This window comes from Actinoplanes sp. NPDC049548, assembly GCF_040676695.1.
Classification (GTDB): domain Bacteria; phylum Actinomycetota; class Actinomycetes; order Mycobacteriales; family Micromonosporaceae; genus Actinoplanes.
In genome coordinates, this window is the sequence record NZ_JBFAPM010000008.1 from 252,294 (window position 1) to 266,916 (window position 14,623).

General features: G+C 70.9%; 16 protein-coding genes. 8 read left to right on the forward strand and 8 right to left on the reverse strand.

Annotated features, from left to right (window positions below; all coding sequences use genetic code 11):
• The first annotated feature begins 143 nt into the window (after positions 1-143).
• A complete protein-coding gene (locus AB0J80_RS18590) occupies positions 144-2,684 on the forward strand; it encodes a transglycosylase domain-containing protein (protein WP_364706088.1) in 2,541 nt (846 codons plus the stop codon).
• Here the strand turns inward: AB0J80_RS18590 and AB0J80_RS18595 are convergent.
• Complete coding sequence (locus AB0J80_RS18595) at positions 2,662-3,003, reverse strand: DUF2750 domain-containing protein (protein ID WP_364706091.1); 342 nt, start codon at positions 3,001-3,003, stop codon at positions 2,662-2,664. The genes AB0J80_RS18590 and AB0J80_RS18595 overlap by 23 nt on opposite strands.
• 30 nt (positions 3,004-3,033) lie before the next feature.
• Positions 3,034-3,678: a DUF2238 domain-containing protein gene (locus AB0J80_RS18600; RefSeq protein ID WP_364706093.1), complete on the reverse strand. Its 645-nt coding sequence runs from the start codon at positions 3,676-3,678 to the stop codon at positions 3,034-3,036.
• A 70-nt stretch (positions 3,679-3,748) separates the two neighbouring features.
• Here AB0J80_RS18600 and AB0J80_RS18605 point away from each other — a divergent pair, with 70 nt between their 5' ends.
• Positions 3,749-4,240, forward strand: a complete 492-nt coding sequence (locus tag AB0J80_RS18605) for a GNAT family N-acetyltransferase (RefSeq protein WP_364706095.1) — start codon at positions 3,749-3,751, stop codon at positions 4,238-4,240.
• A gap of 16 nt (positions 4,241-4,256) precedes the next feature.
• On the forward strand, positions 4,257-4,682 hold the full coding sequence (locus AB0J80_RS18610; RefSeq protein ID WP_364706098.1) for a hypothetical protein: 426 nt from the start codon (positions 4,257-4,259) through the stop codon (positions 4,680-4,682).
• A gap of 43 nt (positions 4,683-4,725) precedes the next feature.
• On the opposite strand, the gene AB0J80_RS18615 is transcribed toward AB0J80_RS18610, so the two are convergent.
• From AB0J80_RS18615 to AB0J80_RS18635, 5 genes are all read right to left on the reverse strand, one after another.
• A complete protein-coding gene (locus tag AB0J80_RS18615; RefSeq protein ID WP_364706100.1) occupies positions 4,726-7,314 on the reverse strand; it encodes a hypothetical protein in 2,589 nt (862 codons plus the stop codon).
• A 172-nt stretch (positions 7,315-7,486) separates the two neighbouring features.
• The gene (locus AB0J80_RS18620) at positions 7,487-7,993 is read right to left on the reverse strand and encodes a GrpB family protein (protein ID WP_364706102.1); all 507 of its coding nucleotides are present in this window, start codon (positions 7,991-7,993) and stop codon (positions 7,487-7,489) included.
• Positions 7,990-9,126: a magnesium and cobalt transport protein CorA gene (locus tag AB0J80_RS18625; protein WP_364706104.1), complete on the reverse strand. Its 1,137-nt coding sequence runs from the start codon at positions 9,124-9,126 to the stop codon at positions 7,990-7,992. Before AB0J80_RS18625 ends, AB0J80_RS18620 begins: the two co-directional genes overlap by 4 nt.
• A 43-nt stretch (positions 9,127-9,169) precedes the next feature.
• Positions 9,170-9,907 (reverse strand): ABC transporter permease, encoded by a 738-nt coding sequence (locus AB0J80_RS18630; protein WP_364706106.1) that lies wholly within the window; start codon positions 9,905-9,907, stop codon positions 9,170-9,172.
• A gap of 3 nt (positions 9,908-9,910) precedes the next feature.
• Entirely contained in the window at positions 9,911-10,879 is a 969-nt protein-coding gene (locus AB0J80_RS18635; protein ID WP_364706109.1) for an ATP-binding cassette domain-containing protein, read from the reverse strand.
• Between the two features lie 62 nt (positions 10,880-10,941).
• On the opposite strand from AB0J80_RS18635, the gene AB0J80_RS18640 reads away from it, so the two are divergent.
• The 4 genes from AB0J80_RS18640 (at position 10,942) to AB0J80_RS18655 (ending at position 13,324) form a co-directional block, all read left to right on the forward strand.
• A complete protein-coding gene (locus tag AB0J80_RS18640) occupies positions 10,942-11,925 on the forward strand; it encodes a YafY family protein (protein ID WP_364706111.1) in 984 nt (327 codons plus the stop codon).
• Between the two features lie 286 nt (positions 11,926-12,211).
• Entirely contained in the window at positions 12,212-12,469 is a 258-nt protein-coding gene (locus AB0J80_RS18645) for a type II toxin-antitoxin system prevent-host-death family antitoxin (RefSeq protein WP_364706114.1), read from the forward strand.
• Positions 12,466-12,726, forward strand: a complete 261-nt coding sequence (locus tag AB0J80_RS18650) for a Txe/YoeB family addiction module toxin (RefSeq protein WP_364706116.1) — start codon at positions 12,466-12,468, stop codon at positions 12,724-12,726. Before AB0J80_RS18645 ends, AB0J80_RS18650 begins: the two co-directional genes overlap by 4 nt.
• Before the next feature lie 40 nt (positions 12,727-12,766).
• On the forward strand, positions 12,767-13,324 hold the full coding sequence (locus AB0J80_RS18655) for an NADAR family protein (protein WP_364706119.1): 558 nt from the start codon (positions 12,767-12,769) through the stop codon (positions 13,322-13,324).
• 36 nt (positions 13,325-13,360) lie between these two features.
• On the opposite strand, the gene AB0J80_RS18660 is transcribed toward AB0J80_RS18655, so the two are convergent.
• Complete coding sequence (locus tag AB0J80_RS18660) at positions 13,361-13,543, reverse strand: hypothetical protein (protein ID WP_364706121.1); 183 nt, start codon at positions 13,541-13,543, stop codon at positions 13,361-13,363.
• 21 nt (positions 13,544-13,564) lie between these two features.
• Here AB0J80_RS18660 and AB0J80_RS18665 point away from each other — a divergent pair, with 21 nt between their 5' ends.
• Positions 13,565-14,611 carry a hypothetical protein gene (locus AB0J80_RS18665; protein WP_364706124.1) on the forward strand — a complete coding sequence of 349 codons (1,047 nt, stop codon included), beginning with the start codon at positions 13,565-13,567 and terminating at the stop codon, positions 14,609-14,611.
• Positions 14,612-14,623: the final 12 nt, after the last annotated feature.

Consider the following 14,623-nt stretch of genomic DNA (forward strand, 5'->3'; position numbering starts at 1 on the left):
GGGAATACCACCGCGCCCCGGTATGAAATGCGCCCGGACGAGACATGTCTCATATGCGACTCATCGAATGCCACTGATGCGGGGGCCGGCCGCGTCTTGTCGGCGTGATCAAAAAAGCAGGGCGGCGCATCATCATCCGCCTGATGCTGGTCGTGCTCCTGTACTGCGGTACGGGCGCAGCCGTCGCAGAGTCGTACGTCGAGTCGGTGCCCATTCCCTCGACGCCGGCCACGCCGCAGGCCTCGACGCTGTACTTCCGCGACGGCCGGACGATCCTCGCGCGGGTCGGCACGGTGGACCACAGCGACGTGCCGCTGTCGTCGGTGCCTCCGGCGGTCCGCACCGCGGTGCTCGCCGCCGAGGACCGCGACTTCTACGACCACCCGGGCGTGTCGGTCCGCGGCGTGCTGCGCGCGGCGGTGGCCGACGTCAAGGGCGCGCGGGAAGGCGCCTCGACCGTCACCCAGCAGTACGCCCGCAACGCCTTCCTCACCCAGGACGTCTCGGTCGAGCGCAAGGCGAAGGAGGTGGCGCTCGCGATCCGGCTGGAGCGGGAGTACTCCAAGGACGAGATCCTCGAGCGCTACCTCAACACGATCTACTTCGGCCGGGGCGCTCAGGGGATCGCCGCGGCCGCGCACGCGTACTTCGGCATCACTCCGGACCGGTTGACGCCCGCGCAGGGGGCGGTGCTCGCGGCCGTCATCAAGGACCCGTACCGCTTCGACCCGGCGAACGACCCCGGCGCCGCCCGCAAGCGGTGGGACTGGGTGGTCAAGGCGCAGCGCGACCTGGGGTGGCTGGCCGGGTCGCCCGCGTACCCGAGGGTCGAACCGCCGTCGGTGAAGGGTCCCGGCCCGGCCGGGCTCATCATCGACCGGGTCGAGGCGGAACTCGCCGCGCACGGCGTCTCCTCGCAGGAGCTGCACACCCGGGGCCTGTCGATCGTCACGACGGTGGATGCGACCGCGCAGCGGGCGGCGGCCGACCGGGTGGCCGGCCACCTCGCCGGTCAGCCGCCGGGGCTGCGGGCGGCGCTCGTCGCGGTCGATCCGCGCACCGGCGGGGTACGCGCCTACTACGGCGGGAAGCGGGGCCGGGGATTCTTCGACGACGCCTCGGCGGCGCACCCGGCCGCGTCCACGTTCAAGCCGATCGTGCTGGCGGCCGCCCTGCACCGGGGGATCAGCGCCAGGTCGCGGTGGGACGGCAGCTCCCCGCGTACCTTTCCGGGCCGGCTCGGGGTGCCCCTGCGCAACCAGAAGAACCTCCAGTGCCCGGACTGCACCCTCGAGAAGTCGATGGTGGAGTCGTTGAACACTCCCTTCTACGCCGTGACCGAGGAGATCGGCGCGGACACGGTCCGGGACCTGGCGCACGCGCTCGGCGTCTCGAAGCGGTACGCGGGCGCCCCCACGCTCGTCGACGCCAAGGGTGACCCGCGGCCCGGCAGAACCCGCCCCGACATCGCCATCGGCCGGTACCCGGTGACGCCGGCCGACCTGGCGACGGTCTACGGCACCTTCGCGTCCGGCGGCGTACGGCACGAGCGGCACTTCGTCGAGAGGGCGACGGACTCCCACGGCCGGCGGCTGTGGACCGCGGACCCGCGCGGCCGTACCGTGCTGAGCCCCGCCGTCGCCGCGGACATCGGCTCGGTGCTCGCCGCCGTCGTGGAGGCCGACCGGGTCCGGCCGGGGCGACCGGCCGCCGGCAAGACCGGCACGCAGCAGTGGGGCAATACGAAGGACAACCAGGACGCGTGGATGGCCGGCTACACGCCCGACCTGGCCACCGCGGTCTGGATCGGCAAAGCACAGCCGGGGCCGATCCGCGACTCGTCCGGCAAGCCGATCCAGGGCGACACCGTCCCGGCGAAGCTGTGGCGGGACTTCACGCGGGACGCGCTGGTCGCCACCCCGGTCAGTCCGCTGCCGGCGGCCGCGCATGCCGGGCGTACCGGTGTCGGGGACGCCGGCCGGACCCGGCCGTCCGGTGACCCGGTGAAGAAGAAGAGCGGCCCGAAGCTCCTCGCGCTGACCTTCGACGACGGGCCGTCCTCCTTCACCCCGCAGGTGCTGGACCTGCTCGGCGAGTACCGCATCAAGGCGACGTTCTGCGTGGTGGGCGAGGAGGTGCAGCGCTTCCCCGAGCTCGTACGCCGGATCGCCGCCGAAGGGCACGCGCTGTGCAACCACTCGTGGAAGCACGACGACCTCGGGGCGATGCCGGCCGCGGCGGCGCGCGCCGACATCCAGCGGGCCGACGATGCCATAGCGGCGGCCGACCCCGGTGTGACGGTGCCGTACTTCCGGGCGCCGTACGGCTCCTGGGGTGCCTCGGCGGGAGAGGGCACCAGGCTGGGGCACACCCCGCTGAGCTGGGATGTGGATCCGGACGACTGGCTGCGGCCCGGCGCGCGGGTGATCGCCGATCGGATCGAGAAGCAGCTCAGGCCGGGCTCGGTGGTGCTGGTCCACGACGGCGGCGGCGACCGGGAACAGACGGTGGCCGCGCTGCGCGAGCTGCTCCCGCGGCTCAAGGCGGACGGCTGGCGCTTCCGGCTTCCGAAGCGAACGGTGACGGCCCGCCCGCTGGAGGCTCGTCCACAGCCGTCGGCCTCTCCGTCGCCTTCGGCCTCTCTGTCGGCGTCGCCGGTGGTCAGCGGGTCGGCGGGGCCGTGAACCAGCCGGCGACCTCGGTGGGCGTCAGGTCGAACCCCGTCGCCCTGGCGCCCGCCCAGTTCGCCCCCACCAGCAGGCCGTCCTCCGCCAGGCCGGGCAGCCAGCTGCCGAGCCAGTCGGGCAGGGCGATCTCGACGACCTCGAAGTCCCGGTACGCCTCGACGGCCCCGACGACCCGCTCGGCGCGGGACCGCTTGGACCAGAAGGGCATGGCGCCGCGGGGAGCGGGGAAGCCGCCGGCGTCCCGGATGGACCAGACCCGGCCCTCCACAGGCGCCTCGCGGCGGAACGCCGCCGAATGGGCCGCACTGAGCGACATCGCCGTTCCTCTCTCGTCGACCGATTGCCCCTATCGTCGCCCTCCGGGCCGTTCCAGGTGATTTGAACGGGCAAAACTCAGCTGCCGGTCGTGGGGCCGCCCGAACACCAGCTGGCTGAGGATCGCCCCGATCATCGCGAGGAACATGTCCCACTGGGTGTCCCAGACGTCGCCCTGGGTGCCGAGGAAGTCGTCGGCTGCCGACCCGCCGATGAGGGCGGACCACCACTCGAAGAACTCCCAGCAGGCGCTGATGCCGAGCACGACGCAGACCACCAGGGCGAAGAGCCACCCGCCGGGGCGCAACGGCGTACGGCGCAGCAGGATCTCCCGCGCGATGATGGCCGGCGTGATGCCCTGGAACAGGTGGCCGAGCCGGTCGTACGGGTTGCGGTCCAGCCCGAGCGCGTCGCGTACCCAGTCGCCGGCGGGGACCTCGGCGTAGGTCCAGTGGCCGCCGACCATGAGGATCAGCGCCTGCGCCAGGATCAGCCGGTACGCGAGCGGCGTCAGCGGGAACCGCCGGTAGGTGAGCACGAGCACCGGCGCCGCGATGAGGGCGGGAAGCACCTCGAGCAGCCATGTCCCGTATGAGGCGGGCCGGATCGCCGACACCGCGAGCGCGACGATCCCGGCACCGAGCAAGATGGCCGGCTCCCGGCGTACCTGAGTCATGCCGGAGATGCTGTCAGCCGGCGGCGGCACCGGTATGAGTATCCGTACCGGTTCGACCTAGGGTCGGTCCATGAACATCAGAACGGCGACCGCTCAGGACTGGCCGAGCATCTTCCCCTTCTGGTCGGAGATCGTCGAGGCGGGGGAGACGTACGTCTATCCGCTCGGCCTCGACAGCGACGAGGCGCGGACGATCTGGATGGAACAGCCGCCGGGGCGGACCGTGGTGGCCGTCGACGGTGACGAGGTCCTCGGCTCCGCCAAGATGGGGCCCAACCGCCCCGGCCGTGGCGCGCACATCGCCACCGGGTCCTTCATGGTGAGTCCGGGCGCCCAGGGTCGCGGGGTGGGCCGGGCGCTGGGGGCGTACGTCCTCGACTGGGCGCGGGGGGAGGGCTACCACGGCATCCAGTTCAACTGCGTCGTGGAATCCAATGTGGCCGCCGTACACCTGTGGAAGTCCCTGGGTTTCGAGATCATGACTACGATCCCGGAGGCCTTCGACAGCGTGTCGCACGGTCTGGTTGGTTTGCACGTTATGTACCAGAAGCTTGGGGAATGAGACCTACTATCCGGGCATGAGGAAGGTTCTAGGAGTCGCGGCCGTGGCCGCTCTCACGTCGGTGCTGATCGGGACACCCGCGGCGGCGGCGGGCGATGGGCCCCGCCCGATCATGAACTGGGTACGCGCCGTCGACGCGCACGAGCCCACGTGGGTCGACATCTACTGGCGCACCGGCAAGAAGATCTGTGACGCCGAGGTGGTGGTCGAGGGCCGCAAGGTCGACGTCGGCTACCCCAGTAACACCGGCACGTACACGTCGTTCTCGCAGAGCGACATGCTCAAGCCCGGCCGCATCGACCGGACCGCGGTCAACGTGACCGCGCACTACAAGCGGTCGGCATTCGTGCCGATCGAGGCGACGATCACCTACACGAACTGCAAGAACGACATGGAGAAGACCAAGCACTTCGAGCTCACGCTGCCGGTGCTGGCCCGATAGGGGTTGCGCGCGGCCGGCGGGGGCGGCCGGCCGCGCGCAAGTCTCAGCGAGTGGCCATGATCAGGGCGGCCGGGTCGGTGCAGACCAGCTGCAGCGCCCGGGCCACCACGGCCGGGTCGTACGTCGAGGCGTGGAACGTGGCCTCCAGGTGCAGCACGCCGCCCATCTCCGAGGTGGTCAGCGTGATGCCCTCCGGGCCGTTGAGGGTCGGGACGCTCTGGTTCACCCGGCCCGCCGCCTCGGCCGCCCACGGCAGGTCGGCGAGCACGTCGTGGCGCCCCTGGTTGCTGAACGTCAGGCGGGGCCGCGGCTCCGCCGCCGCCTCACCCGGGTACGGGTCCGGCATGCCGGGCGCACCGGTGACCAGGATCTTGCCCTCGCGCAGCAGCATCATCGTCAGGATCCGGCCGGTCGCCAGCTCCGCCTTCAGCGTCGTGTGGATCGCCTGCGGGTCGGTGAGGCTCGGCGGCATCAGGTACGGGCCCATGCAGAAGTTGCTGTCGATGCTGACGCCCTTGTCGACGTAGCGCCGCGCGTCCGCCAGGAAGGTGCCGCCGGTCAGGTCGGGGTTCAGCCCGAGGTCCCGCAGCGCCGCGGTGAACGCCGCGAAGGTGATGGCCGACGTGGTCACGCCGGGGGCGTGCTCGTCGCGCCAGACCCGCATCTTGGCCAGCACGTCGGCCGAGCGGGCGGTCTCCACCGTCAGGCTCGCGGTCCAGGGACGGGTCGCGGACGGCTCCTCGTGCGGCGGCCGCGCGAAGCTCAGGCCCTGCTTCCACCGGCCCGGCTTGGTGCCGAACTGCTTCCACCACGCCTTCGGCAGCGCCCAGCGGTGCCGCACCGACGGCGCGATCACCGCGGCCCGCTCCTCGCCGGCCGCCCGGACCAGCTCCCGCAGCAGCGTGTTCACCGGGCCCGCGTCGCCGTACGCGTGCGCCACCTTCATGGCCACGTACCCGCCTCCGGCGAGGATCCGCACCGGGTGGTGGGCGCGCGGCTCGGCCTGCAGCTGCCGGGTCATCGCGTCGAAGTCCGCCGGTCCGTCGCCGAGGTCGGTCACCGCGTCCCGCACGTACTCGGCGAACGCTTCCGCGTCCATGTGCAGCCAGCGGGCGCCGCTGCGGTCGAGGCGCGACACCGCCCGGTGCGTCGGGTCGGCCGCGTGCAACCCGATCAGCGCCGCGCGCAGCCGCTCGGCCGTCACGCCGGTCAGCGGGCCGACGGTACGGATGTACTCCAGCGGCAGCCACGCGCGCTCGCGCAGGGTCAGGCTGGTGCTCGACATGATGTTCTCTCCTTCGGGAGCTGCTTTCGCGAAGACCACGCGCAGCACGGTCGGGGCGACGAGGACGGTCTCCGCCGCCATCACCAGCGCCACCCAGGTGACGAGCTCCGTGAGGCTGCCGCGGCTGCCCCCGTACCAGGCCGCGACGAGCTCGGCGACCCCGGCGAAGACCGAGAAGATGCCCGCGCCGCGGACGGTGCCCTGCACCCGGGAGATCGCCAGGAAGAAGTGGTGGAAGACGAACGGCAGGTACGTCAGCGCCAGGATGGTCAGCGCCGTGCCGGCCGAGTCGGCGTACGCGGAGCCGAAGATCGACATGATGGGGCCGGCGGCGACGGCGACCACGAGGGAGACCGGCAGGCCGCCGCCGAGGCAGATCAGCAGGCCCATCCGCACCTTGGACCGCAGCGCGGCCTTGTCGCCGCTGGCCACCGCGAACAGGGTCAGCGCCACGTTGCCGGGCACCATGGCCAGGAACGACAGCACCATGAACGCGGTGTAGAAGGACGCGTTCGCCTCGGCCGAGAGCACGGCGGTGACCACCAGCGGCAGGGCCGCCCGCGGCAGGTACGTCGCCAGGTTCAGCAGGTTGTGGTCGAACGTCGCCCGGCCGCGGCCGCGCAGCAGGGACGCGCGGGGGCGTACCGAATCCACCATGCCCTTGCGGCGCAGTGCCCGGCCCAGGACCGCGACCGAGAGCACCATGCCGGCCACCCAGGTCAGCAGCAGCTCGCCGCCGGTCAGGGTGAGCGGCGCCACGGCGAGGCCGCCGAGCAGCGCCAGCTTGATCACCGAGAACCAGGCGTTGCGCATCAGCTGCATCGGGCCCTGCAGGAGCCCGACCAGGGCCTCGTCCAGCACCAGCGTCATCGCGTTGAGCGCGATGCCGAAGACCAGCAGCACGGTGGCGGCCGTGCTGCCGAGCGCTTCCCGCAGCCCGGGGACGGCGAAGTGGGCGAGCCCCACGTAGATCAGCCCGCCGAGCGTCGCGGCGCTGCCGGCGACGAGCAGGCAGGTGCTGATGAGCTCCCACTTGCGGCCCTTGAGCGCGGGCAGATCCGAGATCAGCATGGTCCCCATGCCGAACATCCCGATCGTCCCGATCAGGGTCATGGCGGAGACCGCGGCCGAAGCCTGCCCGACCGCCGCGGCCGGCGCGGTGCGCGCGGCGAGCCACCAGTACGCGAAGCCGAACAGCGACGTGATGGCGGTGGTGGCCATGAGCGAGCCGGCGTTCAGGAAGAGGTCGAGGTGACCCCGCAGAACGGTGACGAGCCCACCGCGGCCCGGACCCTCGGGCCCGGCGTCAAGGCTCTCCGGTACGGCCTCAGTAACCGTGCTTTCCACCTACTACCGCCCCCAGCCGTGGTGATCGACTCGCAACGGTAGTTACGGGGTGTGTTGATCGGCCACGGCAGAGTGGGGTAGATCGCGGGTTCCGTCCGGTGTGGAGATCGTGCGGTCCGGGGGAGGGGTCCGGGACCGAACGGCCGAGGTTTGTGACGGGTGTGACCTGGGACTATTCCTCCCACACCGGAACCGAGGGCAGTCCTCGCCCGGCTCGGGCCGCATCGGTGAGTTCCTGGATCAGCTCGGTCTTACCGCGCGTATACGCATCGCCTGGCCCGAACCGGTCCATCAGCTCCCGCTTGAGGGCCGCGTAGCGCTCGCGGGCCTCGGGATGGGCGAGCAGGTGGTCGCGCAGCAGCCGCTCGTTGCGGGTGTCCCACGTGTCACTGGTCACGACGTGCAGGTGGTACGCCGTGCTGTCGTAGTCCTCACGCCGGTAGAAGAGCCGTTCGGGCATGTCCGTCGGCTGCGCTCGGTAACCGAGCGACTCCAGCGCGCTGTCGTTGATGTCGTCGAGATCGTCCACGGCTGCCATCAGGTCGATGACCGGCTTGGCGGGCAGCCCCGGTACGGCGGTGCTGCCGATGTGCTCCACGGCGGAGAAGAGGGGTGCCAGCGTGCGGCACGCCTGCCGGCCGAGCTCCGCCCAGCGCTGCTCCGGCTCCGCGATCGTCACAACCAGCCCACCTTCTTCAACCTGCGGTACAGGACCACCGACGCGACCGCCATCAGCAGGAGCGTGGCGTAGTAGCCGTACTCCCACTTCAGCCCCGGCATGAACTCGAAGTTCATCCCGTAGATCCCGGCGATGGCGGTCTGCACCGCCGCGATGGCCGCCCAGGAAGCGATCTTGCGCATGTCATTGTTCTGATCGACGGAGACCTGGGCCAACCGGGCCTGCAGAATCGAGTTCAGCAGATCGTCGAACCCCGCGACCCGGTCCACCGCCCGCCCCAGGCGACCCCGTACGTCCACAAGGTACGGATAGAGCGCGTCCGGCACCACCCCGCGGTCCAGGAGACGCTGCAACGGCTCCTGCAGGGGCAGCACGGCCCGCTTGAACTCCACCATCTCGCGCTTCAGCTGGTAGACATGGGCGATATCGGGCGCTTTGTCCGCCGCGAAGGCGATCGTCTCGAGCGCCTCCAGATCCCGCTCGACGTGCCCGGCGACATCCAGGTATATGTCGACCATCCGCTCGCAGACCGCGTACGCGACGGCCCACGGACCCTCCGCGAGCAGGGCCGGTCGCGCTTCCAGCTCCTCGCGTACGGGCTGGAGCGCGCCGGCCGCCCCGTGCCGGATGGTGATGACGAACTGGGCGCCGATGAGCACCGTCACGTCCCCCGTGTCGACCACCTCGGAGGTGGCCGTCAGCTCCTCGTGCTCCACGTACCGGGCGGTCCGCAGCACCAGCCGCGCCACGTCCCCGAAGGTCTCGGCGGCCGGCCGGTGCCCGCCCGAGGCGGCCTGGGCGGCCGTCAGGTGGTGCAGGCCGAACACCTTGGCGATCGACGCCATCGTCGCCTCGTCCGGCTCGTGCAGGCCCAGCCACACGAAGGCGTCACGCCGCCGCCGGGCGGTCCGAGCGGCGGCGGCGTAGTGCGGCCGTCCCGGCAGCCGCCTGCCCTCGTGGTAGACGGCGCAGTCGACGACGGCGTCGGGGTTGTGCCGCCGGGGCTCGGGAACGCTGCGCTCGGGGCGGCTGAGGCCCTCGATGAACCGGCCGAGGGTGCGGGGAATGAGGTACGGCTCCCGCCGCAGCCGCCAGCCGAACATCCGTCGTGCCCTCCCCGTCCTGTCGATCATCGACCCCGACGGTAACCGCACCGGGCCCGCGCGGGCCGCACGCCTAGTCGGAGTTCTTCATCGCTCGGGTCCCGACGAGCAGGCCCGCCGCGCCGACCCCTGCCGCCGCGAGGACGCCGGCCGCCGTGGTGGAGGTCCAGATCTCCCCGTTGAACAGCGCCCGCTCGGCGTCGACCACGTACGTCAGCGGGTTCCACCGCGACAACGCCCGCAGCCACCCCGGCCCGTTGGCGATGGGCAGCAGCATGCCCGCGAGCAGCAGCAACGGGAAGAGCAACGTCTGCTGCACGGTCCAGAAAAGCCACTCCCGGTGCTTCGCCGCGAGCGCCAGCGTGTACGACAGCGCGCCCAGCCCGAGGCAGAACGTCGCGAGGATGGCCAGCCCGACCAGGGCCCCGGCGAGGTGCAGCTCGAAGCTGCCCGGCAGGCAGAGTCCCACGATCAGGGCGGCCTGGGCGAGGACGGGCACGATCTCCTTGAGCGCCCGCCCGAGCAGCAGGGCCGGCCGCCGCAGCGGGGTGACCAGCATCCGCTGGTGCGAGCCGGTCTGGATCTCGAAGAGCAGGTTCGAGCCGGTCATGGACGTGCCGAACAGGCACGACATCACCACGATGCCCGGCACGAACCACTGCAGGGACAGGTCGTCGGGCAGCAGCGGCGCGAAGAGGCCGAGGAAGACCAGCGGCTGCACCATGGAGAAGACGACGGTGACCGGGTTGCGCAGCATCGGCCGCAGCTCACGGCTGAAGACGACGCCGGTGTCGGTGACGAGGTTGCTCATGACTCAGGCCTCCACCAGCTCGTCGCTGCGGGTGCCGGCCACCGCTCCGCCCTCGCGCAGGCTGCGGCCGGTCAGTCTCAGGAAGACGTCGTCGAGCGTGGGCCGGGTGACCTCCACCGAGGCGGCCGCGGTCCCGGCGGCGCGCAGATCCTCCAGCAGGTCCGGGACGAGCCGCGGCGCTCCGGGTACGCCGATCTCCAAGGTCAGGCCGTCACGCCGTACCCGGGGAAAGCGCAGCCGTGCCGCCGCGGCCGCGACGTCGGTCTCGTGGTCGAAGCCCAGCCGGATGCTGTCGCCGACGTGGGTGGCCTTCAATGCGGCCGGGGTGTCGTCCGCGATGATCCGGCCGTGGTCGACGACGATGACCCGCTCCGCCATCGAGTCGGCCTCGTCGAGATAGTGCGTGGTCAGCACGATCGTGGTGCCGTGCCGCTCGCGCAGGGCGAGGATGTGCTCCTGCAGGTTCGCCCTGTTCTGCGGGTCCAGGCCGGTCGACGGCTCATCGAGGAACAGCAGCCCCGGCTCGTGGATGAGACCCATCGCGATGTCGAGCCGCCGGCGCTGGCCACCGGAGAGCGTGGCGACGGTCCGGTCCGCGACCTCGCCCAGCCCCAGCGAGTCGATCAGCTCGGCGGCGCGCCGGCGGGCCTGTCCGACCCGCAGCCCGTACGCCCGGCCCTGGCTGATCAGCTCGTCCCGCCCGCGCTGGCTGTGGCCGGCGCCGTTGCCCTGCCCGATGTAGCCGATCCGCAGGCGGACGTCGCGCTGCCGGGCCACCACGTCGAAGCCGGCGACCCGTGCCGTGCCGGAGGTGGGCGGGATCAGCGTAGTGAGCATCCGCAGCGTGGTCGACTTGCCGGCCCCGTTCGGCCCGAGCAGGGCGACCAGCTCCCCGGGCCGGACGGTGAGCGTCAGGCCCTGAACCGCCTTGACGTCCTTGAAGTGCTTGGTGAGCTCCTCGGTCTGAATCATGCGTCCCACGCTAGGGTCCATACCGGCCACTTATTGACCGCAATAGGAAGGACGCTGGAGTCATGGCGAACACGAGCGCGCGGATGCTCCGGCTCCTCTCCCTCCTGCAGACCCACCGCTACTGGCCCGGCGCCGAGCTCGCCGACCGGCTCGAAGTGAGCCCCCGCACCCTGCGCCGCGACGTCGACCGCCTCCGCGACCTCGGCTACCCGGTCGACGCGGCCCGCGGGGTCGCCGGGGGATACCAGCTGCAGGCCGGGGCGGCGGTCCCGCCGCTGCTGCTCGACGACGAGGAGGCGGTCGCCATCGCGGTCGGCCTCCGGACCGCCGCCGCCGGCGCCGTCGCCGGCTTCGAGGAGACATCGGTACGCGCCCTCGCGAAGGTCATCCAGCTCCTCCCGCCCCGCCTGCGCCGCCGCATCGACGCCCTGCAGGCCGCAACGGCCCCCGGCGTCTTCGGCGGAGGCCCGGTGCTGGACGCGGCCTCGCTCACCACCATCGCGATGGCCTGCCGGGGCGAGGAAAGACTGCGCTTCGACTACGCCCCCCGCGACGGCGAGACCGGCTACCGCCACGTCGAACCGCACCGCCTGGTCTCGCTCGGCCGCCGCTGGTACCTGATCGCCTGGGACCTCGACCGCGGCGACTGGCGCAGCTTCCGCGTCGACCGCCTCACGAAGCCGGCACTGACCGGCGCCCGCTTCCGCCCCCGCGACATCCCCGGCGGCGACCCGGTCGCGTGGATGCGGCAGCGGCTGGCCGCCGCACCCAGCCGATACGACGTGTCGGTGCTGGTGAGCGTCCCGGCGGGGACGGTGCGGCAGACGGTCGGACACTGGGCCACAGTGGAACCGGTCACCGAGGAGACCAGCCGGATGCGGATGAGCGTCGACGATCTGGGCTGGCCGGTGATGATCCTGGGCGTGCTCGGCGGCGACTTCACCATCGAGTCCCCGCCGGAGCTGCACGAGCGCGCCCGGCAGGCCGCCGAGACCCTGCTGCGCGGTGCCGCGGATCGGCGCCCCCGTGGCGCCGATCCGCACTGACCAACCTAGTCGCCCCCTCTGACATTTTTCGGCGCCGCGATCCACAGTGGTGGCTCGCGCGGCGCCGAACTCCGGAAGAGTGCCCTGGCCGCTCACCCGCAAGGGCGGTGTTCGGTGTTCGGTATTGACCGAACACCGAACGTTCGGGACCGGACCATGGTCGATTCCGTTTCTCGCGTCCTCGGCGGCGGCGACGCCGTCGGGCAGGCTGGACCGCGCTTGGTCAGGTGTTCTGCGGTTCGGCCGGCCAACTGGTACCATATCCGGTACAACTATGGGAGGCGTCGTGACCGCAGCGATCAGTGCCAGTGAGGCGCGAAAGACCCTTTTCCCGCTCATTGAGCGGGTGAACGAAGATCACACACCGATCGAAATCGTGTCGAAGCGGGGTAACGCGGTCCTGGTGAGCAAGGAAGACTGGGATTCGATCATGGAGACCAACTACCTGCTTCGATCGCCGGCCAACGCCAAGCGCTTGATCGAGAGCGTTGAGCAGTGGCGTGCCGGCCGGGCCACCGAGCGCGACTTCGGTCCGGAAGAATGAAGCTGAGCTGGACCGACCACGGCTGGGACGACTACCTGTACTGGCAGAGCCAGGACCGCAAGACGCCGAAGCGCATCAACACGCTGATTGCTGACATCAAGCGTGATCCCGACGGACCTGGAATCGGTAAGCCAGAGGTTCTCAGGAACAATCTCGCAGGCCTCCGATCGCGACGCATCGACGAGGAGCATCGCCTGGTGTACGCGGTGGAGCCCGGTGAAGTCACGATCATCTCCTGCCGTTACCACTACGAATAATGCGGCGGAAGTGTCGGAGGGGGCGGGCATACTGCCGGGCGTGAACGACTTGCCTCGCACGGTGGACGACCTGGTCACGCTGGAGCGCTCCGGTGCCCCGGTCAAGTACGTCTTCTTCTGGGGACATCGGCCGCAGCGCGACGGCAGCATCGGCACGGGCTGCCTCAGCCAGTGGTGGCCGTCCGCCTTCACAGTGGACGGCGTCCGCTTCAGCACGGCGGAGCACTACATGATGTGGCGCAAGGCGCTGCTGTTCGGTGACGAGGAGGCTGCCGCCCGGATCGTCGCCGCGAGCCATCCTCGGCAGGCAAAGATGCTGGGCCGGCGGGTGCGCGGCTTCGACGAGCAGACCTGGGTCGCGCAGCGCTTCGAGATCGTCGTGGACGCGAGCGTCGCCAAGTTCGGGCAGTCCGCCGAGTTGAGCGAGTTCCTCGCCGGGACGAGCAGGCGCGTTCTTGTCGAGGCCAGCCCGACGGACCGGGTGTGGGGGATCGGTCTGGCCGCGACCGATGAGCGGGCCGCCGACCCGGCCCGGTGGCGCGGGCTCAACCTGCTGGGTTTCGCGCTAATGGAGGCCCGGGACCGGCTTGCCGCCTGACCCGCCACCCAGACCGCCTTGTCGCCCGGCGGTGGGTCACCAGGGGCGGGGACGTCCCGCGCGGTCGCGGACCGTCGCCCAGACCACCTTGCCGCCGGCGATCGGCATCGCGCCCCAGGCGGTCGAGTCGGTGTGGACCACTCGCAGGCCGCAGCCGCGTTCGTCGAGGGGTGGCCGGCGCCTGCCACGGGTGTTCGGTGTTCGGTATTGACCGAACACCGAACACGGTAGAGTGGGCAGGTGGCTAGTGCTGCGGATGTGCGAGGCGTTGCTGAACTGCGCGAGGCCGCGACCACGATCGGCCTAGGCGTGGCTCCCGCCCCGAACGACAGCGGAGCTGACCTCGTGCTGATCAGTCCTGGGGGTGGTCGCACCCTGGTCCAGGTGAAGCGCATGTCGCTCGTCGCTGCCGAGGCCGTTGGGCGGACGTTGCTTCAACAGGATGGCGGCACGAACGAACCGCTACTGGTGTTGGTCGCCGACCGGGTGACAGAAGCGGCTCGCCAGCTGCTGCGGGAGGCTGGCTTCAGCTGGCTGGATCTGCGTGGGCACCTTCACCTCGTCCATGCGGAGCTCTTCATCGACGCAGACGTCCCCAAACTGAAAGCGGCTTCTGCCATCGGACCTGCACTGGCGGGGCGGGTAAGCCAGGAAGTGGCGGCACTACTCCTGCTTGAACCAGCCCGACCGGCGTCGGTACGCCAGATCGCACGGACGCTCGACCGATCACCGAGCTCGGTGTCGCAAGCCCTGACCAAGATGCGATCGGCCGCGCTCATCGACGATCAACTCAAGCCGATGATCCCCCACTTGTTCTGGGAGCTTGCCGAACGCTGGCAGTCGGTCCCCACGGATCTTCATGGTCATCCTGCTCCCGTGACATCCGGGGAGGTCAGTGTCGTCAACGAGGCGCTTCGGCTCGGTTTGGCGAACGCCGGCGCGACGATCGGCTGGGCACTCTCCGACACGGTCGCAGCTGCGGCATACGGCGCGCCGCTCGCCGCTCGATCGGACCATCCTCCCGACTTCTATGTGCCGGATCAGGCGGTGGTGAGACGAGCCCTTCACCTGCTCGGTCCGGCAGCCAACCACGAAACTCGTGGCGCCACGATACGCGTCGCACCGCTGGCCATGGTGTGCGCCAGCCGCGTGAAGCTGGCCGACGAAGCATGGCCACTGGCCAGGCCGTTGTTCGTGGCGCTTGACCTGGCGCGGGATCCCGACCGCGGTCGTGCAGTTTTGGACGGATGGACGCCTCCGCCGGAAGCTGGGCCGCGTGTCTGGTAACCGCTTACCCGT